The following is a 26,507-nucleotide window of genomic DNA, read 5'->3' as shown; positions in this document are numbered from 1 at the left end:
TCTTCCTAACGAGAATATCCCGATTTATTATATATCGCCTTCGCATGAGTGTAGCCGTGGTTTAACGTATCATGACGAATGACAACGTCTCACGACGGACGCTTCTGAAAGGAGTTGGAGCCGGTGTGGCGACATCGGCGCTTGCAGGACAGGTGGCCGGTGCCGACGCCGGCAGCTATATAGTTGGGGTCGAACCGGACAGCGGACTCGAGACCGCTCGTCAGGCGGCCGACGCCGTTCGAAAGGAACTCGACTTCGGCGGCATCGGGAAGGCCGTCTCCGGGCAGTTCTCGGCGGAGGCGGTCCGGGGCCTTCAGAACAATCCGAACGTTCGCTACGTCGAACCGAACGGTCGGATGCACGCACTCAGCCAGACGACGCCGTACGGTATCGAGACGGTAAACGCCGACCTCGCTATCGATGACGGTGAGACGGGCGACGGGGTCAGCGTCGCCGTCCTGGACACGGGAATCGACGCCGGCCACGAGACCCTCGCAGAGAACCTCGGCGAGGGGTACGCGACCGACGATGCCGCCTGTACGACCGGCTGTGGCGGCGGCCCGTTCGGCGGCGGTAACGACATCGAGGAGTGTCTCGAGGAGTGGGACGACGACAACGACCACGGCACCCACTGCGCCGGAACCGTCGGCGCGGCGGACAACGGGGTCGGGGTGCTCGGCGTCGCGCCGGACGTCACGCTCCACGCCGTAAAAGTACTCCAGTGTGACGGTGGCGGCACGTTCGACGACATCGCAGAGGGAATCGTCTGGTCGGCCGACCAGGGCCACGACGTCCAGAGCATGAGTCTCGGTGCGGACAGCGGCTCTTCGGCCGTCGAGGATGCGGTCGAGTACGCGTCGAATCAGGGCGTCGTCATCGTCGCTGCGGCCGGCAACTCCGGCCCGTGTTCTGACTGTGTGGGGTACCCCGCGGCCTACGACGAGGTCATCGCCGTGAGCGCGACCGACGAAAACGACGACCTCGCGGACTTCTCCTCGACGGGTCCCGAGGTCGAACTGGCCGCACCCGGCGTCGACACGCTCTCGACGATTCCGCGCGACGATTACGCCGAGTTCTCCGGAACTTCGATGGCGTGTCCCCACGTCGCCGGTGCCGCTGCAACCCTCATCTCGGCGGGAACGAACCCGTCGAACGTTCGCGACGACCTGAAAGCGGCCGCCGACGACATCGGTCTCGAGGACACCGAACAGGGTGCCGGCCGACTCAACGTCGCGGCTGCACTCGACATCGAGGATGACGGCGACGACGGCGACGACGACAACGGCGACGACGACAACGGCGACGACGATCCGGTCGAGTCCGAGCCGACGATCGATACGTTCTCGGTCGACTCCTCTGGAAACGGTCCCTGGTCGAACGCCGACGTCGACTGGGCGGTCTCCGACGACGACGGCGCACTCGACTCCGTGACCAGCGAACTGCTCGCCGGCTCGAGCGTCCTCGATTCCGAAAGCTCGTCGGTTAGTGGCTCGAGCGCCTCGGGGACACACGACCTCCGTACCCGGGACAGCCCCGACAGCGTCCGCTTGACGGTCACAGACGAGGCAGGCAACGAGGCGACAGAGACGGTGGACTACTGAGACGGTCTGCTGTAAGCCAATACCAGTGCAACTGCAGACGGGTCGCGGTTGCACCGGTAAACAGTTACAGCAGTCCGTATGAGGCGTCTGCCGCCAGCGGCCCTTTTTTGCGCACCGCGTTCGTGTCTCCGGCTATGACGTTCAGCATCTGCGTCCACGAGACATACGAGGGCGAGGACGGCGAGGCTCACGACCGATTCGGCGTCGCGGTCACGACCCGGCTGCCGGGCGTCGGAACGCTGTGTCCGTTCGCCAGCGAGAACGGCGCGGTGGCTACCCAGAGCCTGGTCAACGTCGACCTCGGCCGGCGCGGCATCGAGTACATCGACGACGGTCTCGCGGTCGAGGACGCCCTCGAGGCGCTGCTGGCGGCCGACGACGGCGCACCCCAGCGCCAGCTTCACGGGGTCGACCGCGAGGGGACGTTCGCCTTCTCCGGCGAGGAGTGCAAGGAGTGGTACGGCCACCGCGAGGGCGAGGGCTACACCGTCGCGGGCAACCTCCTCACCGGCGAAGCGGTGATCGAGGCGACCGCCGAGCGCTACGAGGGGAGCGACCCCGACGCACCGCTGGCCGAGCGATTGATCGACGCCCTCGAGGCGGGCCACGCGGAGGGCGGGGACAAACGCGAGGAGTTGCCGATCCAGAGCGCGGCGGTGCTCGTTCGGACGACCGAGGAGCGGGAGTTGGCGCCGTTTTCCAACGACCTGCGCGTCGACGCGACCGAGACGCCAATCGCGGACCTCCGTGAGACGTATTCGCTCGCCGAACAGGGCTACGAAGATGCGATGGCCAGATACGAAGAGGCCTACGAGGAGGATTCGATCGAGGCGACCGAGGACTGAGTCGGCCACCGTCGGATCGCCCGAACGTTCTACTCCTTCGTACTCTCTACGAACCCAGAAAAGGGACTATGTGTGAATCGTGTCAATACCCCTGACGATGGTGGGGCGCACGTGTCAGAAAACCGGAGACGAGGAGAACAGCGCGGCGGAACCGATCGACGCGCGAATCGACCAGCACCTCACTGACGCACTCGAGCAGAGCGAGGACGACGACGTGACGTACCACATCCGGGAGGCGCTCGGCCTGTTTCACCTCGAGTAGCCCGCGCGAGACCGATCCGTTTTCCGCAGTCAGTTCGCGTAGAGCAAGGCTTTGGGGTGGCTATCCGGTAAACTCGAACAGCTCGTCGCCGACGTGGTGAAGCGAGTCGATGACTTTCCCCTCGCCGCCGGTCATCTCGGAGCCGTGGACGCGAGCGCGGCCGATGGCGAGGATTTTGCCGTGGGATTCTTCCTCGATCACGACCAGATCGTCGGGTGAGATTTCGGCGTCAGCTCTCGTGATCCCCGGTCGCATCACGTCCGCGCCGTCGCTGACGAAGGAGACCGCGCCCGCGTCGACCACGACGTCGCGTCGGTCGGGCTCGTAGGCGTTCGCGCCGCGAACGGTGAGGAACGGCTCGCCGTCGAAATAGGTGACGTGGGGCTCGCCGTCGACGAGGACGACCTCGACGTCCGACTCTTCGAACTCGACGCGCTCGTAGGTGTCGCCGGAGAGCGTGACGCCCAGCTTCTCGGCGAGGGCCGTCTCGAGTTCCGAGACGGCGTCGCTTCGGAGGTGGTGTCGGGATTTCACCTGCATGCGCGATCCAACGGCGGGTCCGAGTATAAAACGCCCGTTCTCTCACTCCGGGACCGCGTGGTAATCGCTAAGTAGGAACACGTCCACAGCAGCAGTATGTGGCGCGTCGGTCGACGCGAGCAGTCGGTGACCTGTATCGCCTGCGACCGCGAGGTCCCCCGCGACCGGGCTCGAGAGTACGACAAGTACGGCGACCGGTGGGACCGGGAGGGAAAGACGTTCGAGCACCTCTGTAAGCCCTGCGACAACGAGCTCTGTCGACACTCGCGGCCTGGCCTCGAGGCGCTGCTCGTCGAGGTCGGTGCCGGCGAGCGCAGCCAGGCGGAGTTCCTCTCGTGGTATCTCTCGGTCGTCGAGGAACGGTACGGGCCGCTCGAGGAGTCCTGACCGACGGTCGGTTCCCGACTCGAGCGGTCGACACGTCTTTGACGCTCACCTTCGTAGGCGGGGGTATGAGCGACGACACCGCCGACGCCCAGGCGGCCGCCGGCACGGCCGAGGGGCAGGGCCCGGTCGAGATCAGCGAGGAGCTTGCACGCCACCTCGAGAACAAACGCGAGGAACTCTTCGAGAAACTCGAGATCCGCGACGGGTTTCCGCCCGAGGTGCTCGAGGAGGCCGAAGCGCGCACTGAAGACATCCAGTCGGAGATCAGCGAGGGAATCGACGACGACGAGCGGACGGATCTGCGCCACCTGACGACGTGGACGACCGACCCGATCGACGCCCAGGACTTCGACGACGCGCTCTCGATCGAAGAGCGCGACGACGAGTACGTTCTCTGGGTGCATATCGCAGACGTGACCCACTACGTCCACCCCGAGTCGGCGATGTGGGCCGAGGCCGTCGAGCGGGGCAACACCGTCTACCTGCCCGGCTACACCATCCACATGCTGCCGCCGGTGCTCGCGGAGTCGGTCTGCTCGCTCGTCCCCAACGAGGAGCGCTTCGCCCATACCGTCGAGATGCACCTCGACAAGGAGGAACTCTCCTACGAGTCCATCGACATCTACAAGTCCGTCATCGAGTCCGACGAGCGACTCACCTACGCCCAGGCCGAGAAGCGACTCGAGGACCCCGACGCACCGCTGCACGAGGAGAACGTGCTGGTCCACGAGGTCGCAGACCGGATGCACGAGCAGCGAAAGGAGGACGGCTCCCTGGTACTGAATCCGAGCCGGGACCGCGCCCACACCATCATCGAGGAGTGCATGCTGAAGGCGAACAAGGCGGTCACGCACGAACTGATGTGGTCCCGCGGGGTCGAGGCGATGTACCGGGTCCACCCACAGCCCAGCCCCGACGAGTGGTCGAAGGCCCTGCAGGAGATCCAGGAGTTAGACGGCGTCTCGATCCCCGGCGACACCTGGGACGACCCCCGGAAGGCGGTGAACGCGACGCTCGAGGACGCTCCCGGTCGCCAACTCGACAAGATCCAGTGGGCGGTGATGAAGGTGATGCCGCGGGCGAAGTACATGAACGACCCCTTCGGCGGCCACCACGCGCTGAACTTCGAGATCTACGGCCACTTCACCAGCCCGATTCGACGACTCTCGGACCTGATCAACCACTGGATCGTCTACCAGAACGACGTTCCCGAGAACCTCGTCGCCCTCTGTGACCGCGCGAGTGACAAGCAGAAGGCGGCCGAACAGTGCGAACGGGAGTACAAGGGGTTCCTCCAGGAAGTCGGCCTCGACCCCCAGGCGGTAAACAACCGCGGGATCGAGATCGTTTCCGAGGAGGAAGCCGAGAAGACGCTGTAACGGCGACCGAACGATTCGTCCGCTATCGGTCGCGTTCGCGGGCCGGTTCCGGAATCGAATCTCCTCGAGTTTCCGACAAAGGGCTTATACCCATTGGGAATAGCCATTGCTAACAGATGTCGGAATGAGTGCCGAATTTACGGAGTCGGCGAACGAGAGCGCGCGGACGCAGCGACACATCGACTACCACCTCGAGGAGGCGCTCGCGCGCAGCGAGGACCGGGAGGTGCGATACCACGTTCGAGAGGCTCTTCACCTGTTGCGAATCTGATCGGCGTCGGCCAGTTTCGGACGACTGTTACTCGCGTTTGCCGACGCTCCGCTCGTAAATCGCGACGTCGTAGCTCTCGCCCAGGAACTCCTCTTCGATCTCCTCGAGCCACTCGAAACCCCGCGACTCGTAGAAGCCGACGCCGACGTCGTTCTCGGTGAACACCTCGAGTCGCAGGCTGTCGTACCCCTCCGTTACGAGGGCGTCGTCGACGCGCTCGAGTAGCGCGCTCCCGATACCGTCACCCCAGAACGCGGGGTGGACGTAGAGACGAACCAGGTGAGCGACCCCCGGCTCTCCCTCCCAGGGGCCGGCGTGAACGAAGCCGGTGACCTCGCCGCCGCCGGCGACGAGGACGTGGTGGGTAGACACCCGGATCGCGTTCTGCAAGCGGTCGATCGCGTACCAGTCGTCGATGACGTCGTCGACGGTCTCGCGCCCGAGAAGGTCGTCGTAGGCGGCGTGCCAGCTCTCTCGGGCGATATCGTGGATGACCGATGCATCCGTCTGCTCCGCCCGGCGGATCTCTCGCGTGCGCGTCACGTCTCTCGAGTTCCACGACGGTCCCAAAAAGCGTTTCCGTCGTATCAGCCCTCTATGCTGGCGATATCGTGGGGTTGGTTGTCACGGAGGTCACGGACTACCAGCCGCTCCGCTCGAGCCGTCTCTCTCGCCGTGAGACGAAGAACCTCGCCGGGATCACCGCCGGAGTCGTCGTACTGCTCGCCCCGAACGGGTTCGACTTCTCGGATCGATCACGCTCCCGTCGCCGCGATCGCGTGATAGCGCTGGCGGAACCTGTAGAGCTGGACCTCGTTGTAGACGGCGTTCGTGAGTAGACAGGCGAACCGTCCGGCCTCGAAGTCGAGCCACAGCGACGTCCCGGTGAAGCCGGTGTGGCCGATCGACCGTCCGGACCACTGTGGAGCCGGGATCAACTCGGTGCTGACCCGCCAGCCGTAGCCCTGGGCGGCGGTTTCGGTTCCGCTCCGCCGAACCGGGAGGCAGCCGACGGTCGACGCCGACAGCAGCCGGTTCGCACCCTCCGCGTCGGCGAGGAGCGCTCGAGCGAACCGGGCGACGTCGAGTCCCGAGGCGAACAGCCCGGCGTTGCCGCTCTCGCCGCCCATCGCGTTCGCGATCGGGTCGTGGATCTCGTTCGTGATCTCGCCACGACCGTCGTACTCGCGGTCGTAGGTCGCGACGACCCCGGTCGTCGGGAGCGAATCGTAGGGACCGAGACTCGCCCCAGTCATCCCCGCGGGCTCGAGGACGTGCTCCTCGGCGAGGGTCGCGAGGTCGTCCCCGGTCACCCGCCTGAGCACCTCGGCGAGGTGGACGTAGTTCAGACAGCTGTAGACGAAGCCGTCGCCCATCCGCCGGTCGAACAGGCTGCGGGCGTACAGGTCCTCGAGGACCTCCTCACGACTCGACCACGCCTCGAAGAACGCGTAGGGCTGGAGGCCGGAGGTGTGAGTCAACAGTCGGTGTAGGGGGATCTCCCCGCGCCGACGGCGCTCGAGCGCCGGCACGTGATCGCCGATCGTATCCGTCAGGGTGAGATCGCCGCGCTCGAGCAGTCGGAAGAAGACGGTCGTCGTCACGATCGGTTTGGTGAGCGAGGCGACGTCGAAGGGGGTCTCGCCGCTCACAGGACGGTCGTCTGTCGGCGAAAGCTGACCTACCGCCTCGAGAGCCGGGGCCTCCTCGAGGCCGCCGGCGACCGCGACCGCGGCGGTGTAGCGCTCCCGTTCGAGACCCTCCTCGAGCAGCGCTCGGATTTCGGGTGCGGCGGTCGTCGCTCCCGCCTCGAGCGGGTCCGTCTCGTCGGCTCGCTCGCTCATCGGTCGGTGCCCTCGAGGCCAGCGAGCACGTCCTCGTCGGGGACGATACCGTGGCCGGGACCGTCGATGTCGAGCACCGGACCGCGGGGAACGTCCGTGAGTCGGTCGGCGTGCGAGAGGTTGCCGTCGAGGTCGACGTAGCCGAAGCCGCCCAGCCCCGCGACGAGGTGGGCGCTCGCGTGGAGGCCGAGGGCGGATTCGAGCATGCAGCCCACCATGCACTCGAGGTTCGCGCTCCGGGCGATCTCGGCGATCGCCGCGCCGTCGGTGAGCCCCGACTTGGCGAGCTTGATGTTGATGACGTCCGCCGCCCGCTCGCTCGCGATCCGCTGGGCGTCCGCGGGCGTGAACACCGCCTCGTCGGCCGCCACGGGAACGTCCACGGCGTGGGTGACTCGCTTCAGGCCCGCGATGTCGTCGCGGCGAACCGGCTGTTCGAGCAGTTCGAGGGCGAAGTCCCGCGCTCGCGCCCGGTCGGCGAAGCGGATCGCCTCCTTCGGCGTCCAGCCCTGGTTCGCGTCGACCTTGACGGCGGCGTCCGGAGCGACCTCCCTGACCGCCCCGACGCGTGCGAGGTCGTCCTCGAGGGCGCCGCCGACCTTGATCTTGAGTTCGTCGAAGCCGTCCTCGAGGGCCGCCTCGGCCTCCGCGGCTGCGGTCTCGGCGTCGACGATCGAGATCGTGACGTCGGTCCGCACTGGCGCCGGCTTCCCGCCGAAACACTCCGCCAGGGCGATCCCCCGCTCGCGGCAGTAGGCGTCGTAGAGCGCGGCCTCGAGCGCGAGGATCGCCGAAACGGAGCCGGGGAGGGCGGCCCGGAGTTCGGAGACGAGGCCGCGCCGGTCCCGGAGATCGCCGCCCTCGAGTACCACCGCACCCGCCCGGGCGGCGGCGACCGCGCTCGCCTGGGTTTCGCCGGCGATCGTCTCGAGGGGGGCGGCCTCGCCGTAGCCGACCGTCCCGGAGTCGGTCTCGAGGCGGACGAGAACGTTCGCGGCCCGCTCTTTGGTTCCCAGCGAGATCTCGAAGGCGTCGGTCAGCGCGAGATCCAGTTCGAAGACGTCGACGCTGTCCACGATCATCGGTGTAGCCCCCGTCGGCGTTCGCCCCGCGGTGCGCGTGTGTGCATGGCGGGCGATTCTCGGGGTCGGCTTATGAATCCCGCCCCAACAATGGACGACTTTCGGCGACTCGATCAGCACGTTGCCGCTTTCGCCGGGACTGATACTCCCCGGTTCCGTACGTTCTCGAAATGTCGTCGGAGACTGGCGAGTCGGTAGCGGCCGCGGTCGAGGGACTGGAGTGTACCGTCGCCTCCGGGGGATCGGAACTCACCCTCGACGACGGCGAGCGAACGGTCGCGTTTCGCTCCGAGGGCGGGGCGTTCTGGGCGGCCGCGTTCCGCGACGCGGACGGAGTAGCCGCGACACTGGACGGCGCCGACGCGGCGTTCGACGCCGACTGCACGCCAACGGAGGACGGTGCCGAACTGACTCTGCGGTGGCGCGAGGAACCGCTCGCGTTCGAAACCGAGTCGGGGACCGCCACGACGACGCTCCGCGGGCGACTCGAGGACGGTTCCGCCGCAGTTTCCTGGTCCGTCCGACTCGAGGTCGACGGGGTCGCGGCGAGCCTCGAGTCGTTCTCGCTGCCGGCGGTCGACGAGGTAGCCGTGGGAGACGGCGGCCTTCGGCCGGCGGAGCTACTGCTCCCGGACGGCTGGGGCCGGCGCGTACCGGACCCGCTCGAGAACCCCGACGTCGCGACCTACGAGGCGCAGTATCCGGGCGCCCACTACAACATGCAGTTCCTCTCGGCTCTCGGAGACGGTGGGGGTGCGTACGTCGCGGCGCACGATCCGCAGGGGCGGCCCAAGTCGTTCGCGACCGACTCCGACGACGGAGCGCTCGGCCTCGAGATCCGTCACCGGCCCGCGGGCGTCGGCGAGGTGACGACGGCGTTTTCGCTCCCGTATCCGGTCGTGACCGCGACGGTCGCCGGCGACTGGTACGACGCCGCTCGACGCTACCGGCGGTGGGCGACCGAGGGGGCCGAGTGGACGCAGGCGGGACCGCTCGGCGACCGCGAGGACGTCCCGGAGTGGTTTCTCGAGCGCCGCCTCTGGTGGCTGCTCGCGCCTCGAGAGACCGATATCGAGGGCGACCTCGACCTCATCGAGCGGCTCCGGGAGGCGTTTCCGGTCCCGACGGGCGTTCACTGGTACACCTGGCATCGGGGCCCCTTCGACGTCGACTACCCCGACTACTTTCCGCCCCGGGAGGGGTGGCTCGAGGCGGTCGCCGCCCTCGAGGCCGAGAACGTTCGGGTGATGCCGTATATCAACGCCCGGATCGCCGACCCCAACAGCGACGCCTGGGAGCGCCGCGGGCTCGAATCGGCGGGCGCTCGGGTCGCGAGCGCGCGGCTGGAGCCGGCCGACCGCGCGCTCTCCTACGAGACCTACGGCGGCCAGCGGATGGTCGCGATGTGTCCGGCCGTCTCCGAGTGGCGCGAGACGGTCCGGGACGTCGTCGCCCGGGTTAGAGAGGAGACGGACGCCAGTGCGATCTACCTCGATCAGCTCGGCGCCTACGCCCCGCCCGACTGCATCGCGACCGACCACGGCCACCCGCCGGGCGGCGGCAGCTACGGCGTCGACGGCTACCGCGACCTGCTCGGGGAGATTCGAGATGCTGCGGCGGCGGGACGCTCCGAGTTCGCCGTCACGACCGAGAACAACGCCGAACCGTACATGGACCGCCTCGCGGGCTACCTCATGTGGAACTCCGCGCGGGACGACCTCGTCCCGCTGTTTCCCGCGGTGTACGGCGACTACTGCGTCACGTTCGGCAGGCAGTTCTTCGAGTGCGACCTCGAGTCCGACGCGGCGTTTCGATCGAAGATCGCCCAGTGTTTCGCCTTCGGCGGCCAGCTCGGCTGGCTCAGCCACTACGTCGCTGAGGCGCTTCTCGAGGAGGAAAACGAGACCGCCAGGCGGTATCTCCGTCGTACCGTCGACGCGCTCGAGGGTCACGCCCACGCGATCACGCTGGCGGAGCGCCTTCGCGACCCCGTAGTGGCGGGCGTGCCGACGCACGCCGTCGAGTGGGAGATGTACCGCCACGGACGCCACGACGTCGACCTCGACGCGGTGTTGGCCGGCCACTGGCGCGTCTCCGACGACGAAACCCTTCTCGCGGCCACGAACTGGACGACCACCGACCACGAGTGTACCCTCGAGTTCGAGCACTCTGCCGACGGAGCGCTCGAACTCGAGTGCCCGGCTGGTGCCGAGAACGCGTCACTCGCAGCTTCCGGCGACACCGTCGCGGTCGACCTCGCGCTCGAGGCGTGTTCGACCGCGATTCTTTCCGTTCGATCGGCCTGAAAAATCGGGTCGGTCATCCGCCTTCGGGACGCTACTCGAGCAGTCGCTTCGTCGTCCGCAGGGAGTCGTCCAGCGTCTCGACGTAGCGGTCGTCGTCGGGGTCGAGGCTGTTGATCGTCACCCCGTCGGCGTCGCCGTAGGCGTGGACGTACTCGCTCCCGCCGAGGCTGATCGCGACGTGGCCGGGGAAAAAGAGGAGGTCGCCGGGGGCGAGTTCCTCGCGGTTGACGTCGGCGCCGATCTCCTCCTGCTGGTCGGCGTCCCGCGGCAGGATCACGCCGAGCGTGGCGTAGGACACCCAGACGAGCCCCGAGCAGTCGATGCCGTCGGCGCGCATTCCGCCCCACTCGTAGGGCGTCTCGAGGAATCCCGTCGCGACGTCGACGATGTCCTCACCCGTTCCGACGGATTCAGCGGGGGTCGCATCCACGAGGGATCGGACCGCACCGGCAGAAAGGCGGGCGGTCGCGCCGGTTCGAAACGACACCGTCGCGACCCCGTCGGCTTCGTCCTCGAGTCGACAAGCCGTCCCGGCCTGAAGCCGTTCGGGGAGACGGTCGTCTCCCTGGTTCTTGCCCCCATCACCGCCGAGCGGTTCCGCTGGAGTCGCGGCGATCACTGCGTCGGCCGACCAGGCGTCGTCCCGGTCGGTCGACGGAGCCTCGAGATGGTCGCTCTCGACCCAGCCGACGTAGCCGTCGGGAACGCGAACGCGCCGCCAGCCGTTTCGTTCGTCGTATCCCGTGACCGCGCCGCCGTACAGCGCCTGCGTGACCTGTTCGGCGTCGTCGTCCGGCGCACCCTGGACGGGGGCGGCGTCGCGGTTCACCGTCAGGGAGTCGCCGCCCTCGAGCACGGTCGTTTCGTCTCGAGACACGGTGATACCGGGCGTGCGGTCGAGTTCCCGACGGATCGATCGCCGAACGGATTCCGTTTCGACGACCCCCTCGAGAACGACGCCCTCCGGTTCGACGGCCGCCGCGAGGTCGAGAACCGCGACGCGCTCGTCGGGCGCGGCGACCGCGACGGCGCGCTCGAGGGCGAGTTCCGCGGGCGTCATTATTTCCCACCCTCAGTTTCCGGCGGGGCCGAGATCGACTCCGGGCCAGCCTCGAGGTCGTCCGGAACCCTCGCGTGGGAGATGACGTCGTCGTAGCTTTCGGGTTCGCGGATCACGTCGACGTCGCCGTTCGAGCGAGCCAGCAGGACCGGCGGCTTCGGCTGGGCGTTCGTGTGCGAGGCGCTGCCCAGCGAGTAGGCGCCGATCCGATCGACGGCGATCACGTCGCCGCGCTCGAGCGGCGGCAGGGCGACGTCCTCAGCGATCACGTCCCCGGAGTAACAGAGCGGGCCGGCGACGTGGTAGGACTCGGTGGCGTCGCCGTCGGCGAGCGCGTAGATCGGGTACGGCCAGTAGGAGGAGACGGCGTTCGTCCCCGCGTCGAGGACGGCGAACGTTCGGTAGGGGGTCTCCTTGACGACGCCGACGGCCGCGAGCAGGGTGCCGGCGTTGCCGACGAGGCGTCGGCCCGGCTCGAGGTAGAGCGTCGGCGCAGGAAGATCGGCGCCGGCCGTCGCCTCGTCGACGGTGTCGGCGATCCGCTCGACGATCTCTTCGGCGGCGGGGACGTCCTCGTCGTAAGGGACGGGAAAGCCGCCGCCGAGGTCGAGAACGTCGATCTCGACGCCCAGCTCGTCGCGGATCTCGGCGGCGAAGCCGCACATCGCCCGGGCGGCGACGCCGTACGGTTCGACGCCGCGGATCTGACTGCCGATGTGAAGCTGGACGCCCGCGAGGTCGACGGCGTCCGAGTCGGCGGCGCGCTCGGCGACCGCCATCGCTCGACCCGACTCGATGTCCAGGCCGAACTTGGTCTCGCGGGTCGCCGTCGCCACCTCCGGGTGCGTCGGTACCTCCATCGCGGGGTTGCCGCGGATCAGCACCCGCGGGCGGCTCTCGGGGTCGACCGCGGTCGTAATTTCGATCAGCCGCTCGAGTTCGGTCGCGTTGTCCACGAGAAACTGCTCGACGCCACAGTCGAGAGCCCGCTCGACATCGGCGGGTCGGCGGTTCATCCCCGTCAACAGGAGGTCGGCGGGGTCGAAGCCGGCCTCGAGCGCCGCCGTCAGCTCGCCGCCGGCGTACACCTCGGCCTCACAGCCCTCGTCGCGGAGGACCGAGAGGATGCCGGGGTTGTAGTTCGCCTTCACCGCGAAGTGGATCGTCGAGTCGGGGTAGTGGTCGTCGAGCGCGCCGCGCAGCCGTCGGTAGTTCTCTCTAATATCGTCCTCCCAGAAGACGTAGAGCGGCGTTCCGAACGGGGACCGGAGCGCGGAGTCGTGTTCGAGAAGCCGCGCTCGCCGTGCCTCGAGTTGCATACGTTTCCCACGAACACTCCACGTGAAAAAGCGGTCCCTAGCATGTGAGGTGGCGTCTTGGTGGAGGTTCGAACGCCGCGTCTGCGCGCGATCGGTGCTCGAGGGGACGGCGCTGCACCGGACGATAGTGCGGACGAAGCCGGTCGATCCCGGAGGCCCACCGCTCGAGGACGACTACCTGAACACCACCGCGCCGCTCGGCTGGGTGTTCGTTCGGCGACATTCATCAGCGCGAACGGCTGTCGGCGGCGTCCGATAGGATTGCGACGGCGCACGAGGAACGGACGCCGGTGCCGGGCTGGGCGGGGGCTCTACCGGCTGCCTGGACCGGTGACCGGACAGACGGGTCGGGTGCGATACGTTTTTAACCAATGTGTGTGATGAACTTGCATACTGACGAGTTATGAAAAAACGAATCGGTCTACGGCTCTGGCACGAAGGGTGTTGGATGCTAGCACTGACGCGACAGTTCCCGGGTGCGGAACTCGTCGTCACCGATATCTGCTCGGACGGGACCGATATCCTGGCGACGGTCGTGTTGACGTCGACGGGGGAGGCCGATATCGGCGAAATCGAAGCTGCAGCGGAAACCTACCGCGCGGTTCGCTCGACTGACGTCCTCACCTCTCGGGGTGACTCCCTACGAATTCACACCCGCTACAGCGCCAGCGCCTCGATCTATACCACGCTGGTCGACTCCTCGCTGACGCCGATCGGCGAGGTCCGGATCGCAAACGACCGCGAGCACTGGACGCTGCTCGCCGACGGCTCGGAGATCGGCCAGTCGGTTGCGGCCTTAGAGGAGGTCGCGGAGGTCGACGTTCGTCGCGTTATCGACTATGAACCCGAACAAGCCGGCGCTCACGATCTCGTCGACGAGATTCAGCGCGACGTCTCCTCGAGACAGCTCACCTACCTGCTGTCGGCGCTCGAGGAGGGGTACTACGGCTGGCCGCGGGACGTCTCCGCGACGGAACTCGCCGAGAAGAACGACGTCTCCGCGCCGACGGCACTCGAGCACCTGCGAAAGGGGGAGGCGGCGGTGCTCCAGCGCGTGCTCACGGAACTGCGGGATCGAGAACGGCGGCGGACGAACGCGCTGTAAGCTGCTGCCACCGGTCAGGTAGTTCGATTGACCACGACCCCGGCTGCCGTGACCAGGATAGCGGCGTACATGACGACCACTGCCATGCCCTCCGCGGCCGGAGCCGACTCCTGGATTACTGCCGTGATTCCCGCGGCGACGGTAAGTTGTAGACCCAAAATGCCGACGAGGATCGCATCTGTGTTCACGTCTCTGACCATTCCACACTGACAATAAACGTGCCGACCTCTGGCCCGCCAGACGTTCGGTGAGCACCTTCTCGACGGGTGGAAGCCGCGGAGGACCACCGCTCGCGATAGGCTCGAATCAGTCCTCGAGCCCGGCCTTGACGGCGAGTTCGCGGACGAACTCGTCGATCCGATCGGTGGCCGCTTCCTCGGCGTGTCCCGTCAGATTCGAGCGCAGACAGGAGAAGACGACGGCGGGCTCGTCGCCCTCGAGCAGGTATCCCGAAAGCGCCCGCGCGCCGGTGAGGGTTCCGGTTTTCGCGCGAACGGGCGCCGGAACTGCCTCGAGGCGGTTTTCGACCGTCCCCTCCTCACCACCGAGAGGGAGTGCGCCGACGAACTGCTCGTGCCAGGGCTGGTCGAGACACCACTCGAGGACGGCGACGAGACTCGAGGCCGACAGCAGGTTGTACCGCGAGAGTCCGGAGCCGTCCCGGAGCCGGACGGCCTCGGCACCGCGCTCCTCGAGGAAGCCGGTGACGTGTCGCTCCCAGGCGTTCCAGCTTCCCTGCCCCTCGAGTTCGAATGCGATGGTCCGGGCGAGCTGCTCGGCGGCGAAGTTATCGGAGTCGGTCAGCATACCATCGACGAGGGCCGCGAGGGGGGCAGAATCGACGGCAGCGATCGGTTCGTCCGCCGGCGCGATGGGTTCGTGCTCGATCCGGAGCCAGCCGTCGATCGAGATCCCTTTGCTCTCGAGGGCATCGCGGAAGACGCTCGCGGCGTGAAACATCGGATCGTCGACCGGACTCGCCTCGACGACCGTCGATCCCGGTGGGACGCGCCCCTCGACGCGGATCACCTCCGAGGCGCGCTTTTTGTACACCTCGAGCTCTCCCTCGGCGTCGTCTGCGACGTCGACGTCGACGTCGAGTCTCACGATCTCGGAGGTCGGCGAGGCGTCGACCTGCACCGAACCGTTCCCGTGGGTGAGCGTGATGTCGACGGTGTTGCGCTCCAGGGCGAGCGGCGTGCTCTTGGCACCGTACTCGAACTGGCCGTCGTCCCAGGTCCAGCCCGGCCCGAGCGCCTGGCGGTCGAACGCTGAGGCGTCGACGACGAGTTCGCCGGCGACCGTCTCGATGCCGCTCTCGGCGATCTCGGTCGCGAGCGTCATCAGGTCTCCCTGTGAGAGATCAGGAGCGCCGCGGCCGGTGACGACGAGATCACCGAGGAGGTGTCCGTTCCGCCGCTCGCCGGTCGCGTGGACGGTCGTCTCGAAGCGGTAGTCGGCGCCGAGTTCCGTGAAGCCGCGGGCAGCGGTGACGAGTTTGGCGTTCGAGGCGGGAAGCAGCGGAACTCCGGGGCTCGAGGCCGCGAGCACCTCGTCGGTTCGGAGGTCGCGGGCGAAGACGCTCGCGCTCGTCGACTCGAGGTCCGGAAAGGCCCGTTCGGCGACCTCGTCGCGCTCGTCGGCTTCAGGCTGCATCGTCGTCTTCCCCCTCGTCGAACGGAAGGTGACACGCCGCGGTGTGGTCGGGGAGTCCGACCGACTCCAGCGGGGGAACGGTCGCCTGGCAGGGGGACTCGTAGCTCTCGAGGGTTCCGACCGCGGCCTCCCAGTCGCCGTCGAGTGCCTCGCCAGCGGCAGCCTGGACGGTGTTCGCGGCTTCTCGGGGCATCCCGTCGGGGTCGTCGACGTAGGTCTCGAGGACGGCCTTTGGGGAGTCGCCGTCGAGGTCGCGGTCGCGGACGTCCTCGATCAGGGCGTCGTAGTCGTCGTAGGCCGCGCGGCTGAAGCCGTCGGGGAGGATGAACTCGGGACAACGGGTGTGGAACTTACAGCCCCGCGGCGGGTTCGACGCGCTCGGGACGGCCCCCGATATCTCCGACCGGACGCCGGGTTTGTCCGGGTCTGGGTTGGGAACCGCTCCCAGCAGCGCCCGCGCGTAGGGGTGGTACTGCTCGGCGAACAGCTGTTCGGTCGGCGAGACCTCGACGAAGTCGCCGAGGTACATCACCGCCACGCGGTCGGCGATGTACCGGACGACGCTCAGGTCGTGGCTGATCACCAGGTAGGTCAGACCGTACTCCGCCTGAAGGTCGTCCATCAGGTTCAGGATCTGGGCCTGGACGCTCACGTCGAGGCCGCTCACCGGCTCGTCCGCGACGACGAGGTCCGGGTTGATCGACAGCGCCCGCGCGAGGTTCACCCGCTGGCGCTGACCGCCGGAGAACTCGTGGGGGTACCGGTTGTAGTACTCGCGCTTGAGGCCGACCTGGTCGAGCAACTCCAGGGCGCGCTCGCGACGGCGCTCTTTCTCCCAGCCCGCGCCCTCGAGGGGGTCCTCGATGATCGGGCCGACCTTGCGCCGGCCGTTCAGACTCGAGTGGGGATCCTGAAACACCATCTGGCTCCGCTTTCGGAACTCCGACTCGGGAATCTCCGCCGTCTTGCGCCCGTCGAAGCGGATCTCACCGGCGGTCGGCTCCTCGAGGCCGAGGATCGTTCTGGCGAGCGTCGACTTCCCGCAACCCGACTCGCCGACGACGCCGAGCGTCTCGCCGGGGTGCAGCGCAAAGTCCACGCCATCGACGGCCTTGACGCTGGTGTCGTCGTACCGGAAGGGGAGTCCGTCGGACTCCCGGTCCAGTCGAACGGAGGCGAACAGCCCCGTGTTGACCGGAAAGTGTTTTTTCAGCCCCGATACCTCGAGCAACGGCTCCTCGGCGTCCTCGATCGACGCGCTGGCGGAGTCGGTCTGTGGGTTCGTACTCATGCGATCACCGTGGATGCGGTCGCCGGTTCGTCGACACCGTTCATTTCGTCGACACCTCCGTCTCGTGCAGTCGCGGCTCCTCCCGCGGATTCCCCTCCTCGTACAGCAGACACGCCGCGTCGTGGTCGACGCCGTCGGTGCCGACCTCGTAGCGATGCGGGGTGACCGTCGAGCACTCCTCGTAGGCAACCGGACACCGGGTGCGGAACCGACAGCCCGATGGCGGTGACACCGCCGACGGCATCGTGCCGCCGATCGGGTTGATCTCGTCCAAGGACTCGTCGGGGGTAACCACGGAGTTGAGCAGCGACTGCGTGTACGGGTGTTTCGGGTTGCGGTACAGTTCGTCGTAGGGGGCCGACTCGACGATCTTCCCGAGGTACATCACCGCCACCCGGTCACAGACTTCGCGGACGACGCCCAGGTCGTGGGTGACGTAGACGATGCTCGTGTCGTGTTTCGCCTGGATCTCGTCGAACAGTTCGAGGATCCCCGCCTGGATCGTCACGTCGAGCGCCGTGGTGGGTTCGTCGGCGATGATGAGCCGCGGGTCGCAGGCCAGCGCCATCGCGATCATCGCCCGCTGTTGCATCCCGCCAGAGTACTGGTGGGGGTACTCGTCGACGCGCTGGTCGGGATCGGGGATGCCGACGTCGTCGAGCAGTTCGACCGCCCGCTCGCGGGCTTCCGACTTGGTCCGGTCGGTGTTCTCGACGATCACCTCCTCGAGCTGGCTGCCGACCGTGAAGACGGGATTGAGCGCGGACATCGCGTCCTGGAAGACGATCGAGATCTCGTTGCCGCGGATCTCCCGTCTGAGTTCGCTCTCGGAGAGGTCGGTCAGCTCCCGGCCGTCGAACCGGATGCTACCGTCGACGACCCGGCCGGGCTCGCGGATGAGCCCCATGATACTCTTGACGGCGACGCTCTTTCCGGCGCCGCTCTCGCCCACGACGCCCAGGGACTCGCCGGCGCCGACCTCGAAGCTAACGCCGTCGACGGCCTGAACGATTCCGTCGGGGGTGAAGAAGTACGTTCGGAGATCCTCGACCTCGAGGAGGCTCACGAGCGATCACCTCCCTGCGGCGGACCGGCGCCGTCCGCCCGCGTGGCGGGGGAGTCGGGCGCGAGATCGGAGCCGGTCGTCTCTGCCTGCTGATCGGCTTTCCATTCCTCTAAGTTCCAGTCGTCGTACGGCGTCGGTTCGACAGTCATCTTTGGGTCCATAATATCGCGAAGGCCGTCGCCGAGCATGTTGAACCCCATCACCGTGATGAAGATCATGATGCCGGGGAACACCGCGACCCACCAGGCGACGACCATGGCGGTTCGGCCGTCACTGAGCATGCGCCCCCAGTCGGGCGTCGGCTCCTGGACGCCGAAGCCGAGAAACGAGAGCGCCGCCGCGCCGATGATGACGCTTCCCATCGACAGCGTCGCCTGCACGACGACCGGTGCGAGCCCGTTGGGGACGATCTCACGAAAGAGGATCGTTCGACGGGGAAGGCCGGCGAGCTTTGCAGCTTCGACGTACTGGCGGTCGCGCAGCGACAGCGCCTCCGAACGCATCACCCGGGCGTACGCCGGGATGCCGACGATACCGTAGGCGATGAACAGGTTCTCGATGCTCGGACCGAAGATGGCCATGAAGATCATCGCGAGAACGAGCCCCGGGATGGCGTACAGAATCTCGACCAGACGCATCAGCGTGTCGTCGACGTAGCCGCCGAAGTACGCGGAGACGGCGCCGGTGATGATTCCGCCGACGAAGCTGATGCCGACGGCCAGAATGCCGATGGTGAGCGCCGTTCGGCTCCCGTAGATGATCCGCACGAAGATGTCGCGACCGTAGCGGTCGGTCCCCATCGGATGTTCCCACGACGGTCCGGAGTAGCGCATACTCTGATCCATCGCGTGGGGGTCCGCGTGGAGCCACGTGATGACCGCCCGATCGAGCAGGAAGTTGTCGATGGCGCTGAACACCGCCATGACGACGAGCATCCCGATCAGGAAGACGCCGACGAGCGACGTCGGACTGTACTTGAGCTTCTTTAACGTCGCCACGAGGCCGCTCCCACTGTCGAAGTCCGTCTCCGAGATGCGGCTCTGTTCGGAACTCATCGGTCACCTCCGGGCGGCGTCGCCGTCGGCTCGGGCGGGCGCGAGACGTGCGGGTCGAGCGCGAGGTCTAGTGTCGTCTCAATCATACTTGATCCGTGGGTCGATGTACGCGTACGCGAGGTCGGTCAGCAACACGCCGATCAGGAACAGCACCGAGAAGAACAGCGTAACGCCGATCGCGACCGAGTAGTCGTGCTGAACGAGCGAGTCGAAGAACAGCCGTCCCATTCCCGGAATGGCGAAGATCTCCTCGACGATGACGCTCCCGCTGAGCAGGAACGAGATCTGCAGGCCGACGATGGTGATCAGCGGCAACAGCGCGTTCCGGAACGAGTGCCTGTAGAGCACCCGTCGCTCGGGGATCCCGTAGGCACGGGCGGTCTCGACGTACTCGGCGCGAAGCTCCTCGATCATACTCGAGCGCGTCATACGCATGAGCAGCGCCGTCTGTGCCGTCGCGAGCGTGATCACCGGCATGAGTAGCAGTTTCGCCGACTCGACCGGATCCTCGAGCGGCGAGACGTATCCCGACACCGGGAGCAGCTGGAACTCGTAGGCGATCAGGTAGATCAGCATCAGCGCCAGCCAGAAGTTCGGGGTCGAGATGCCGGCGAGACCGACGAGGCGAGAGATGTGATCACCGGCGCGGTTGTGACGAGCGGCGCCGTAGACACCCAGGGCGATGGCCGTCGGTAGCGCGATGAGGTACGACAGGGTCATCAGGACTGCCGTCGGCCCCAGCCGCTCGAGCATCAGATCCGACACCGACTGTCGGTAGGTGAACGAGTAGCCGAGATCACCCTGGAGGATCCGCAGGAGGTAGTCGAAGTACTGTTCGTACCACGGTCGGTCGAACCCGTAGTGTTCGATCAGGTCGTCTGCCATCTCCTGGCTCGGCTCGAGTCCGAGATAGATCCGGACCGGATCGCCCGGCAAGGCGTGCATCATGACGAAGGTGAGCGTCATGACACCGAACAGCACCGGAATCATCTGGAGGAGCCGCCGGAGCGTGTAGCGAAGCATTCCCATAGTTGCGTACGGTTTGTGGTTTCGAAAGGGGGGTTATGAGGTATATCCGAGCCGGCTACGTCAGCGGGTGGCTTACTCGTCGATCCACGCTTCCTGCCAGTAGTTGAACAGCTCCTGATCGCCGAACTCCGTCGGTTCGTAGCCCTGGAGTTCGCTTCGCCACCCCGTCGCGGTCTCGCCCGCGTACACCGGAATTCCGACGTAGTTGCTGTGGACGATCTCCGCCGCTTCGACGTAGTGATCGTAGCGCTCGTCCCGATCGAGCGTCGATCGCCCGTTCCGGATGTGTTCGTCGAGGCGCTGGAGTTCGTCTTCGGTGTCGGTGCCGCGGTAGGCCTCGTGGACGTAGCCCGCCGAGGCGTTGCCAAGGGTTCCCTCAGCCATGCCGCCCTCGTCGTTCTCGAGGTCGCGGAAGAAGTTGTAGAACATGCCGTCGGGGTCGTCGCCGACGCCGAAGCCGTACGTACAGATGTCGAAGGTACCCTCGTCGAGCGCGTCGAGCCACTCGCCGATGCCCACCTCGCGGATGGAGGCGTCGATGCCGATCTGTTCGAACTCGTTCTGGAGCACGACAGACATCCCGACCCAGTTCTCGCCGGAGATCGCCAGGATATCGACGTCGAGGGCGTCGGGATCCACTCCGGCGTCCTCGAGCATACTCAACGCTTCGTCCTGGTCCTGCTCGGGGTAGTACTCGTCCTCCCACTCGTCGGTCGGGAAGTCCCAGACCTCGGTGACCTCCTGGGGCATGTACCCGACGTTCCGGGCGCCGAACTGATCGACCGCCCCGAGCATCAGTTCGTCGTAGTCGACGAGGTAGTGCATCGCTTCCCGGACCTGCAGGTCGTCGAACGGCTCCTCGAGGCAGTTGAGGATGAACCCTCGGTAGTTGAACGCCGAGAAAATCTCGTAGTTGACGTCCTCGTTCTGGTCGGCTTCGTCGAGCATGAGCTCCGGCACGGAGGCCTGGTGGACGCCGCCGGTCCCGAGTTCGTAAAACGCGACCTCGTCCTCGGGAATGATGTCGTACTCGACGCCGTCCAGGCGCGGCGCGCCGAGGAAGTAGTCGTCGAAGCGCTCCAACGTGAGACTCGAGGCGGACTCGTGGTCGACGTACTGGAACGGCCCCGTTCCGATCGGTGCCTGTTCGAACTCCTCGTGACCCATCTCCTCGGCGGCCTCTCTCGGGACGACGGGCGCATACATCCCCGCCAGGATGTTCTCGAGCAGCGCGAACGGATACTCGAGGTGGAGCGTGATCTCGTAGTCGCCGGTCGCCTCGACCTCGTCAATGAAGTCGATGAACGACGCCCGCGGCGAGGCGTTGTCGGGATCGAGCACCCAGTTGTACGTGTACGCCACGTCCTCGGCGGTCATCTCCTCGCCGTTGTGGAACATGACCCCTTCCTCGAGTGTCCCCGTGTAGGTGACCTCGTCTTCCTCCTCCAGGTGGTCCTCGAGGAGGTGCGGGACGGTTCCCTCGCCGTCGGGCTCCATCATGAGCAGCGAGTCGAACATGTAGTGGGCGGCGGTGCTGAACCACGCGAGCGAGTTCATTCGCGGGTCGAGCGTTTCGATTTCGTTCGGCGTGGCCAGGATCGCCGTTCCACCTTCGCCGCCCCCGTTCGTGCCGTTGCCACCGTCGTCGTCGCCCTGATCGTCACCGACCGGCGGTTCGTCGTCGCCACCCGTACAGCCTGCGAACATCCCGGCAGCCCCAACTGCCGCCATCGATTTGACGAACCGGCGTCGGTCGAGATCGGATCGGTCGTGTGTATTGCTCATGGTGAACACTCCTCTGGTATGTGTTGTACTCCCATAGGTGGGGCAAATACCCGCCTCCTAGCATACTAGCCCCGGCCCGGCCGAAGCGTGAGTTCCGCGTCCGCGAACGTTCCGCGCCGCTGCCAGCCGTCGACTGCGACGTACGCCGTGAGCGTATACCTCCCCGACCCCGATACCCACCGGTCGCGTTTTTCGCCTGTCTCGAGAAATCGCCCGTCCCACCGGCCGGTGAAGGTTCGCCGCTCTCGCGGACCGAACGCGACCGTCGCCGTCGCCGCGGGCGGTTCGAACCGCCCCGTGCCGGCTTCGGGAACGTCGTCGACCGTCCACCCCCACGACCGACTCGAGGGACACTCGAGAGCGAGTCCGACCGGCGCCCGGTTTTTCACGTGGAAGGAGAAGGGAGTCGGCTCCCCGACGACGATCGTGTCGGGCGCCTCGAGAGAACACGAGAGCAGTCGAGCCGAGAGGCCGGTCGGTAGCCGGGACCCGACGAGGCCAACCCGTCGTCCCTCGCTCGAGCCGCGCTCGATCGCCTCGCCCGGTGCCCGTCGGTGCCCGTCGTCTCGCGTCATTCGTTAGGCGACCAGAGGGGCGAGTCCGGTTTGGTCCTTTCGACGCGGCCGGAGGGGTCGGAACAGCTAACTGCCCGTCGTCCCACCGCCGAGCCATGACACTCGAGCGCGCAGACCTGGACCGACTCGTCGCCGCCCGCGGCCCGCCGGGCGACGAGCACGCCGTCGCGGCCGTCTTCGAGGAACTGATCGAGCCCCACGTCGACGAGGTCCGCTGGGACGACCTGGGGAACGTGATCGCGACCAGCTACGGCGACGAGGACCGAGACGACGTCATGCTCGCCGCTCACACCGACGAACTGGCCCTGCTCGTCGACGGGATCACCGACGACGGCCTGCTCTCCTATTCGATGCTCGGCGGCCATTACAAGGGCTACCTCCTCGGCCAGCGGGTGCTCGTGGGTCCCGACGAGGTGCCGGGCGTCATCGCCGCGAAGCCCCGCCACTTCATGTCGAACGACGAAAAGGAGACTCTGCCGGAGACGACCCACATCGACATCGGTGCCAGTAACCCGGCGGAAGTCGCCGACGCGAACGTCGAGGCGGGCGACCACGCCACCTGGGACCGCGACCTCGTCGACCTCGTCGGCGGGCGACTCGCCGGCCGCGCGTTGGACGATCGGATCGCGCTGGCGATCCTGCTGGCGGTCGCTCGCGAGACCGAGACCGACCGCACGGTTCACTACGCCGCCACCGTCCAGGAGGAGGTCGGCCTCCGCGGGGCGCGGGCCGCGGTCCACGACGTCGACCCCGACATCGCCGTCGCCCTCGAGATCTTCCCCACCGACGACTACCCCGTCGACGGCGAGCGCTCGAGCACCGTCTCGCTGGGCGACGGACCGGTCGTCGAGTTCGCCGACGGCACCTCCGAGTACCTCTTCGGCGGCGTCCTGGTCGACCGCCAGACCCTCGAGTGGCTCCAAAATGCCGGCGAGACCGCCGACGTGAACCTCCAGCACGACGTGATGATCGGCGGCACCACCGACGCGACGGAGTTTCAGCGGGCGGGCGGCGCCCGCCACGCGGGGGCGATCGCGGTCCCCTGCCGGTACACCCACTCGCCCGTCGAGACGATCGAAATGAGCGACGCCGAGGAAACAGTTGAGGTCCTCGCGGCGGCGCTCGAGTCGCCGTTCCCCGGCCGGACCGACGTGCGGGGACGACGCGAGCGGTAGCGTCTGTGCGAGCGCCGGCGGGTGTGTCTATCTCTCCCAGACGGACAGAAGAGCTATCCTGACGCCCTCGAGAAGCCTCGATATGCCAGGCGCACGCGTCACCCGCGGCGACCGAGTCTCCCTCCGCACGCTCGAGACCGAGGACGTTCCGTTCTTCCAGCGCGGGTTTACGAACCCAGAAATTCGATACCCGATGGGGAATCCGATCGAGGGCCGAACGCAACTCGAGGACCGGATCGAAGAGGCGGAGGACCCGCCGCTGCTGGTCTGTCTCGAGGGCGACGACGCCGATCCCGGGAAACCCGACGATGGCGCCGTCGAGCGCATCGGCGTCGTTTCCGTCTCGGACGCCGACTGGCGCCGCCCCGATCTCGGCTACTGGCTCGTTCCCGAAGTCCACGGCGAGGGATTGGGGAGCGAGGCGGTGTCGCTGCTCGTCGACTACGTCTTTCGCACCCACGACCACCCCGCCGTCGGGGCCGTCGCGTACGAGTGGAACGACGCCTCGCGGGGGCTGCTCGAGTCGCTGGGCTTCGAGGAGGAAGGGCGAATCCATCGCGACCGGTTCGTCAACGGGGAGTACGTCGACACGATCCAGTACGTGCTCTTCCGGGAGGCGTGGCTCGAGTAGGGCTCTAAAGCGCGGGGAGGACTCTCGAACGCGGTGGTTCGTTACCGCTGATAACCGATACCGCGGCAGCGTCGGCTCCGCGACGACTTCATCTCGAAAAATACCGAGCAGCCCACCGTGGCCGAAACTGCCGCCTACTCGATGTCGATCCGGTGGCTCGTCTCCTCCTCGGCCTCGGGCTCGAGCATCGGGAGGTGAACCTCGAGGACGCCGTTGCGGTAGCTCGCCGAAATCTCATCGGCGACGATTTCGGCGGGAACCGTCACCTGCCGGGCTACCCGGCGTTCACGCATGAGTTGGCGGCCTTCGTCGCCGCTCTCGTGGCCACTGTGGGCACGAACCGAGAGCACCCCCTCCTCGAAGGTGAGCTCGATCTCCTCTCGCTCGAAGCCCGGCAGGTCCATCACGAAGACGTACGCCTCACCCTCTCGCTTGAGGCTCATCGCGGCCTCGCCGCGGGTGCCGACGAGCCGGGGCGAGTCCCCATCCTCGACCATCGGTCGGGACGGTGCCTCGAAGGTCGGCCGGGGTGGCGCCTCGACCGCAGGGGTCTCAAACTCGTCCCACCACGTGCGGCGCAGCTGGTCGAAGGTGCGGTCCATCTCGCGAAACATGCGGTTCATCTCGTCGAACGATCTCATCGTAATCGAGTATTATAAGACACGATTAATAATAAAGTTTCCTGGATACGAGATAGCACAGCGCTACAGGGCTAAATCGCGGGAATCGGTGTCGCCGACGCACTGCTGTTCGTCGCCAAGTTCGGCGCAGGCATCACGCAGGAGGCCGTCGAGGATTTCGGGCGTCGTCGGATGATACGCCCGGTTCGGGACCTCGCGGACGTCCAGACCCGTCGCGATGATCACCTGCATCGTCTTCGCCATCACGTCGGCGTGGTAGTGTAGCGCCTGGTAGCCGATCACGGTGCCGTCGGCCGCGTTGACGATCAGGGTCGACCGCCCCTCCGGGTGGTTCTTCGTCTTGAAGACGCCGTCGGAGGACGCCTCCCGGGTCACCACGATCGGCTCCATCTCTGTTTCCGCCGCCGTCTGCGGCGTGTGGCCGATCCTGGCGAAGGGGTAGGCGCTGAGCCCCGAGAAGATGACGTGGTGGGGGATGTTGGTGTAGGGCTCGAGGTCCTCCCCGCGGTGGTGGCGCAGGATGTTTTCACCCGTCGCGAACCCCTGCTCCTTCGCCACGTGGAGAATCGGCTCGCGGCCGTTCGCGTCGCCGACGACGAACACCCGCTCGTCGGCTTCCGCCTGGAGCGTCGAGCCGACCCACCCCGCTTTGGCCTCGAGTCGCGTCTCCTCGAAGCCCAGCCGGTCGACCGCGGGTCGCCGGCCCGTGAAACAAAAGAGCTGGTCCGCTTCGAGGATCTCCTCCTCGCCCTCCCGCTCGACGACCACCCGGACGCCGCCGTCAGCGGTCGGCTCGACGCGCTTTTCGTCGGTGTTCGTCAGGATCTCGAGGCCGAACTGCTCGCGGTAGAGTTCGAGGATCGTCTCGCCGTACTCCGGTTCCATCTCCTCCAGCGGGCGGTCGTCGTGCTCGATCACCGTGAGATCCATCCCCGCCTCGCTCAGATAGGGAGCGAGTTCCATGCCGATGTAGCCAAAACCCATCACGATCCCCGATTCGGGTAGCTCGGTCGCGTCGAGGACGTCTGCGCTGGTCGCGAATTCCACGTCGTCGATTCCCGGCAGGTCGGGGACGTTCACCGTCGATCCCGTGGCGATCACGGCGTAGTCCGGTTCGATCGTCCGGTCGCCGACGGCGAGCACCCGGTCGTCCACGAACCGGGCGGTCTCGTGGATGAACTCGACGTTCTCGCGCTCGTCGAGACTGTGGACGTGGCTCCGGCGGTGCTCGGCGAACCCCGAGACGTGCTCGTTCTTCCGGTCGATCACGGTCTCGAGGTCCATGTCGGGGATCGATCCCTCGAGGCGGTCGTCGTGGCGCACCTTGTAGCGACTCTCGGCCGCCGAGAGGACGTCCTTCGAGGGCATACAGCCCCGGAGAATACAGAGTCCGCCGCCGGGCTCGCCGTCGTCGATCAGCGTGAGTTCGAGGTCGTCGCCGGCCCGCTCGAGCAGTTCGTCGGCGACGGCGACCCCCGCGCTGCCATAGGCGCCGACGATTGCGACGTGAATCATACCCGTGCCAACCAGACGGGGAGCCAAAGGCGTTGTCGCGGCGGCCGTTTCCGCCGTTAGTCGGGTTTCGCGCGGGATAGCGCCCGC

At 67.0% G+C, this 26,507-nt stretch carries 26 protein-coding genes; 10 read left to right on the top strand and 16 right to left on the bottom strand.

All coding sequences use genetic code 11. The annotated features are described in order from the left end of the window. Positions 1–125: 125 nt before the first annotated feature. The 3 genes from AC6I6S_RS06225 (at position 126) to AC6I6S_RS06215 (ending at position 2,708) form a co-directional block, all read left to right on the top strand. Positions 126–1,601, top strand: a complete 1,476-nt coding sequence (locus tag AC6I6S_RS06225; RefSeq protein WP_497948868.1) for a S8 family peptidase — start codon at positions 126–128, stop codon at positions 1,599–1,601. A gap of 134 nt (positions 1,602–1,735) precedes the next feature. After that, positions 1,736–2,446: a DUF1028 domain-containing protein gene (locus AC6I6S_RS06220; RefSeq protein WP_497948867.1), complete on the top strand. Its 711-nt coding sequence runs from the start codon at positions 1,736–1,738 to the stop codon at positions 2,444–2,446. A gap of 97 nt (positions 2,447–2,543) precedes the next feature. Beyond that, positions 2,544–2,708 (top strand): hypothetical protein, encoded by a 165-nt coding sequence (locus tag AC6I6S_RS06215; protein ID WP_497948866.1) that lies wholly within the window; start codon positions 2,544–2,546, stop codon positions 2,706–2,708. A gap of 60 nt (positions 2,709–2,768) precedes the next feature. Here AC6I6S_RS06215 and AC6I6S_RS06210 read toward each other — a convergent pair whose 3' ends face one another. Further along, positions 2,769–3,248 carry an RNA-binding protein gene (locus AC6I6S_RS06210; protein WP_497948865.1) on the bottom strand — a complete coding sequence of 160 codons (480 nt, stop codon included), beginning with the start codon at positions 3,246–3,248 and terminating at the stop codon, positions 2,769–2,771. A gap of 96 nt (positions 3,249–3,344) precedes the next feature. On the opposite strand from AC6I6S_RS06210, the gene AC6I6S_RS06205 reads away from it, so the two are divergent. From AC6I6S_RS06205 to AC6I6S_RS06195, 3 genes are all read left to right on the top strand, one after another. Continuing rightward, positions 3,345–3,635: a DUF7562 family protein gene (locus AC6I6S_RS06205; protein ID WP_497948864.1), complete on the top strand. Its 291-nt coding sequence runs from the start codon at positions 3,345–3,347 to the stop codon at positions 3,633–3,635. Positions 3,636–3,700: 65 nt separating this feature from the next. Then, positions 3,701–5,014 carry an RNB domain-containing ribonuclease gene (locus AC6I6S_RS06200; RefSeq protein WP_497948863.1) on the top strand — a complete coding sequence of 438 codons (1,314 nt, stop codon included), beginning with the start codon at positions 3,701–3,703 and terminating at the stop codon, positions 5,012–5,014. A 124-nt stretch (positions 5,015–5,138) separates the two neighbouring features. After that, positions 5,139–5,285, top strand: coding sequence for a hypothetical protein (locus tag AC6I6S_RS06195; RefSeq protein WP_497948862.1), 147 nt, complete (start codon positions 5,139–5,141; stop codon positions 5,283–5,285). Positions 5,286–5,312: 27 nt separating this feature from the next. On the opposite strand, the gene AC6I6S_RS06190 is transcribed toward AC6I6S_RS06195, so the two are convergent. The 3 genes from AC6I6S_RS06190 to AC6I6S_RS06180 all read right to left on the bottom strand — a co-directional run bounded on the left by AC6I6S_RS06190 (position 5,313) and on the right by AC6I6S_RS06180 (position 8,211). After that, positions 5,313–5,828 (bottom strand): GNAT family N-acetyltransferase, encoded by a 516-nt coding sequence (locus AC6I6S_RS06190; protein WP_497948861.1) that lies wholly within the window; start codon positions 5,826–5,828, stop codon positions 5,313–5,315. Between the two features lie 212 nt (positions 5,829–6,040). Beyond that, positions 6,041–7,129: a serine hydrolase domain-containing protein gene (locus AC6I6S_RS06185; protein WP_497948860.1), complete on the bottom strand. Its 1,089-nt coding sequence runs from the start codon at positions 7,127–7,129 to the stop codon at positions 6,041–6,043. Continuing rightward, positions 7,126–8,211 carry a dipeptide epimerase gene (locus AC6I6S_RS06180; RefSeq protein ID WP_497948859.1) on the bottom strand — a complete coding sequence of 362 codons (1,086 nt, stop codon included), beginning with the start codon at positions 8,209–8,211 and terminating at the stop codon, positions 7,126–7,128. The genes AC6I6S_RS06185 and AC6I6S_RS06180 overlap by 4 nt, the downstream gene beginning before the upstream one ends. Before the next feature lie 170 nt (positions 8,212–8,381). On the opposite strand from AC6I6S_RS06180, the gene AC6I6S_RS06175 reads away from it, so the two are divergent. Next, positions 8,382–10,517, top strand: a complete 2,136-nt coding sequence (locus AC6I6S_RS06175; protein ID WP_497948858.1) for a DUF6259 domain-containing protein — start codon at positions 8,382–8,384, stop codon at positions 10,515–10,517. Between the two features lie 31 nt (positions 10,518–10,548). Here AC6I6S_RS06175 and AC6I6S_RS06170 read toward each other — a convergent pair whose 3' ends face one another. Continuing rightward, complete coding sequence (locus tag AC6I6S_RS06170; RefSeq protein ID WP_497948857.1) at positions 10,549–11,577, bottom strand: C40 family peptidase; 1,029 nt, start codon at positions 11,575–11,577, stop codon at positions 10,549–10,551. Next, entirely contained in the window at positions 11,577–12,896 is a 1,320-nt protein-coding gene (lysA, locus tag AC6I6S_RS06165) for a diaminopimelate decarboxylase (RefSeq protein ID WP_497948856.1), read from the bottom strand. The genes AC6I6S_RS06170 and lysA overlap by 1 nt, the downstream gene beginning before the upstream one ends. A gap of 403 nt (positions 12,897–13,299) precedes the next feature. Here lysA and AC6I6S_RS06160 point away from each other — a divergent pair, with 403 nt between their 5' ends. Continuing rightward, the gene (locus tag AC6I6S_RS06160) at positions 13,300–14,001 is read left to right on the top strand and encodes a helix-turn-helix domain-containing protein (protein WP_497948855.1); all 702 of its coding nucleotides are present in this window, start codon (positions 13,300–13,302) and stop codon (positions 13,999–14,001) included. Between the two features lie 14 nt (positions 14,002–14,015). Here AC6I6S_RS06160 and AC6I6S_RS06155 read toward each other — a convergent pair whose 3' ends face one another. The 8 genes from AC6I6S_RS06155 to AC6I6S_RS06120 form a co-directional block, all read right to left on the bottom strand. Continuing rightward, the gene (locus tag AC6I6S_RS06155; RefSeq protein ID WP_497948854.1) at positions 14,016–14,189 is read right to left on the bottom strand and encodes a hypothetical protein; all 174 of its coding nucleotides are present in this window, start codon (positions 14,187–14,189) and stop codon (positions 14,016–14,018) included. 118 nt (positions 14,190–14,307) lie between these two features. Further along, complete coding sequence (gene dacB / locus AC6I6S_RS06150; RefSeq protein ID WP_497948853.1) at positions 14,308–15,657, bottom strand: D-alanyl-D-alanine carboxypeptidase/D-alanyl-D-alanine endopeptidase; 1,350 nt, start codon at positions 15,655–15,657, stop codon at positions 14,308–14,310. Beyond that, positions 15,647–16,948 carry an ABC transporter ATP-binding protein gene (locus AC6I6S_RS06145; protein WP_497948852.1) on the bottom strand — a complete coding sequence of 434 codons (1,302 nt, stop codon included), beginning with the start codon at positions 16,946–16,948 and terminating at the stop codon, positions 15,647–15,649. Before AC6I6S_RS06145 ends, dacB begins: the two co-directional genes overlap by 11 nt. Positions 16,949–16,988: 40 nt before the next feature. Continuing rightward, entirely contained in the window at positions 16,989–18,014 is a 1,026-nt protein-coding gene (locus AC6I6S_RS06140) for an ABC transporter ATP-binding protein (RefSeq protein ID WP_497948851.1), read from the bottom strand. Then, on the bottom strand, positions 18,011–19,069 hold the full coding sequence (locus tag AC6I6S_RS06135) for an ABC transporter permease (RefSeq protein ID WP_497948850.1): 1,059 nt from the start codon (positions 19,067–19,069) through the stop codon (positions 18,011–18,013). The genes AC6I6S_RS06140 and AC6I6S_RS06135 overlap by 4 nt, the downstream gene beginning before the upstream one ends. A 78-nt stretch (positions 19,070–19,147) precedes the next feature. Further along, positions 19,148–20,098 carry an ABC transporter permease gene (locus AC6I6S_RS06130; RefSeq protein ID WP_497948849.1) on the bottom strand — a complete coding sequence of 317 codons (951 nt, stop codon included), beginning with the start codon at positions 20,096–20,098 and terminating at the stop codon, positions 19,148–19,150. A 72-nt stretch (positions 20,099–20,170) separates the two neighbouring features. Continuing rightward, on the bottom strand, positions 20,171–21,883 hold the full coding sequence (locus AC6I6S_RS06125; RefSeq protein ID WP_497948848.1) for an ABC transporter substrate-binding protein: 1,713 nt from the start codon (positions 21,881–21,883) through the stop codon (positions 20,171–20,173). A gap of 65 nt (positions 21,884–21,948) precedes the next feature. Next, entirely contained in the window at positions 21,949–22,458 is a 510-nt protein-coding gene (locus AC6I6S_RS06120) for a DUF7974 family protein (RefSeq protein ID WP_497948847.1), read from the bottom strand. A gap of 95 nt (positions 22,459–22,553) precedes the next feature. On the opposite strand from AC6I6S_RS06120, the gene AC6I6S_RS06115 reads away from it, so the two are divergent. Continuing rightward, complete coding sequence (locus tag AC6I6S_RS06115; RefSeq protein ID WP_497948846.1) at positions 22,554–23,633, top strand: M42 family metallopeptidase; 1,080 nt, start codon at positions 22,554–22,556, stop codon at positions 23,631–23,633. 82 nt (positions 23,634–23,715) lie between these two features. Continuing rightward, entirely contained in the window at positions 23,716–24,264 is a 549-nt protein-coding gene (locus tag AC6I6S_RS06110; RefSeq protein WP_497948845.1) for a GNAT family N-acetyltransferase, read from the top strand. A gap of 134 nt (positions 24,265–24,398) precedes the next feature. Here AC6I6S_RS06110 and AC6I6S_RS06105 read toward each other — a convergent pair whose 3' ends face one another. Together AC6I6S_RS06105 and AC6I6S_RS06100 are read right to left on the bottom strand one after the other, a co-directional pair. Then, complete coding sequence (locus AC6I6S_RS06105; RefSeq protein ID WP_497948844.1) at positions 24,399–24,905, bottom strand: Hsp20/alpha crystallin family protein; 507 nt, start codon at positions 24,903–24,905, stop codon at positions 24,399–24,401. A 63-nt stretch (positions 24,906–24,968) separates the two neighbouring features. Then, positions 24,969–26,420: a dihydrolipoyl dehydrogenase family protein gene (locus AC6I6S_RS06100; protein ID WP_497948843.1), complete on the bottom strand. Its 1,452-nt coding sequence runs from the start codon at positions 26,418–26,420 to the stop codon at positions 24,969–24,971. Positions 26,421–26,507: the final 87 nt, after the last annotated feature.

This window comes from Natrononativus sp. DTA114, assembly GCF_059736515.1.
Note: the sequence above shows the minus strand (reverse complement) of the source record. Positions and strands in the feature narration are given on the sequence as shown.

Bases quoted from the DNA above. Each gene is read 5' to 3' on its own strand.
- AC6I6S_RS06220 (WP_497948867.1), top strand. From the start codon at position 1,736: ATGACGTTCAGCATCTGCGTCCACGAGACATACGAGGGCGAGGACGGC.
- AC6I6S_RS06215 (WP_497948866.1), top strand. From the start codon at position 2,544: ATGGTGGGGCGCACGTGTCAGAAAACCGGAGACGAGGAGAACAGCGCG.
- AC6I6S_RS06210 (WP_497948865.1), bottom strand. From the start codon at position 3,248: ATGCAGGTGAAATCCCGACACCACCTCCGAAGCGACGCCGTCTCGGAA.
- AC6I6S_RS06205 (WP_497948864.1), top strand. From the start codon at position 3,345: ATGTGGCGCGTCGGTCGACGCGAGCAGTCGGTGACCTGTATCGCCTGC.
- AC6I6S_RS06200 (WP_497948863.1), top strand. From the start codon at position 3,701: ATGAGCGACGACACCGCCGACGCCCAGGCGGCCGCCGGCACGGCCGAG.
- AC6I6S_RS06195 (WP_497948862.1), top strand. From the start codon at position 5,139: ATGAGTGCCGAATTTACGGAGTCGGCGAACGAGAGCGCGCGGACGCAG.
- AC6I6S_RS06185 (WP_497948860.1), bottom strand. From the start codon at position 7,129: ATGAGCGAGCGAGCCGACGAGACGGACCCGCTCGAGGCGGGAGCGACG.
- AC6I6S_RS06180 (WP_497948859.1), bottom strand. From the start codon at position 8,211: ATGATCGTGGACAGCGTCGACGTCTTCGAACTGGATCTCGCGCTGACC.
- AC6I6S_RS06175 (WP_497948858.1), top strand. From the start codon at position 8,382: ATGTCGTCGGAGACTGGCGAGTCGGTAGCGGCCGCGGTCGAGGGACTG.
- AC6I6S_RS06170 (WP_497948857.1), bottom strand. From the start codon at position 11,577: ATGACGCCCGCGGAACTCGCCCTCGAGCGCGCCGTCGCGGTCGCCGCG.
- lysA (WP_497948856.1), bottom strand. From the start codon at position 12,896: ATGCAACTCGAGGCACGGCGAGCGCGGCTTCTCGAACACGACTCCGCG.
- AC6I6S_RS06160 (WP_497948855.1), top strand. From the start codon at position 13,300: ATGAAAAAACGAATCGGTCTACGGCTCTGGCACGAAGGGTGTTGGATG.
- dacB (WP_497948853.1), bottom strand. From the start codon at position 15,657: ATGCAGCCTGAAGCCGACGAGCGCGACGAGGTCGCCGAACGGGCCTTT.
- AC6I6S_RS06145 (WP_497948852.1), bottom strand. From the start codon at position 16,948: ATGAGTACGAACCCACAGACCGACTCCGCCAGCGCGTCGATCGAGGAC.
- AC6I6S_RS06135 (WP_497948850.1), bottom strand. From the start codon at position 19,069: ATGAGTTCCGAACAGAGCCGCATCTCGGAGACGGACTTCGACAGTGGG.
- AC6I6S_RS06130 (WP_497948849.1), bottom strand. From the start codon at position 20,098: ATGGGAATGCTTCGCTACACGCTCCGGCGGCTCCTCCAGATGATTCCG.
- AC6I6S_RS06125 (WP_497948848.1), bottom strand. From the start codon at position 21,883: ATGAGCAATACACACGACCGATCCGATCTCGACCGACGCCGGTTCGTC.
- AC6I6S_RS06120 (WP_497948847.1), bottom strand. From the start codon at position 22,458: ATGACGCGAGACGACGGGCACCGACGGGCACCGGGCGAGGCGATCGAG.
- AC6I6S_RS06115 (WP_497948846.1), top strand. From the start codon at position 22,554: ATGACACTCGAGCGCGCAGACCTGGACCGACTCGTCGCCGCCCGCGGC.
- AC6I6S_RS06110 (WP_497948845.1), top strand. From the start codon at position 23,716: ATGCCAGGCGCACGCGTCACCCGCGGCGACCGAGTCTCCCTCCGCACG.
- AC6I6S_RS06105 (WP_497948844.1), bottom strand. From the start codon at position 24,905: ATGAGATCGTTCGACGAGATGAACCGCATGTTTCGCGAGATGGACCGC.
- AC6I6S_RS06100 (WP_497948843.1), bottom strand. From the start codon at position 26,420: ATGATTCACGTCGCAATCGTCGGCGCCTATGGCAGCGCGGGGGTCGCC.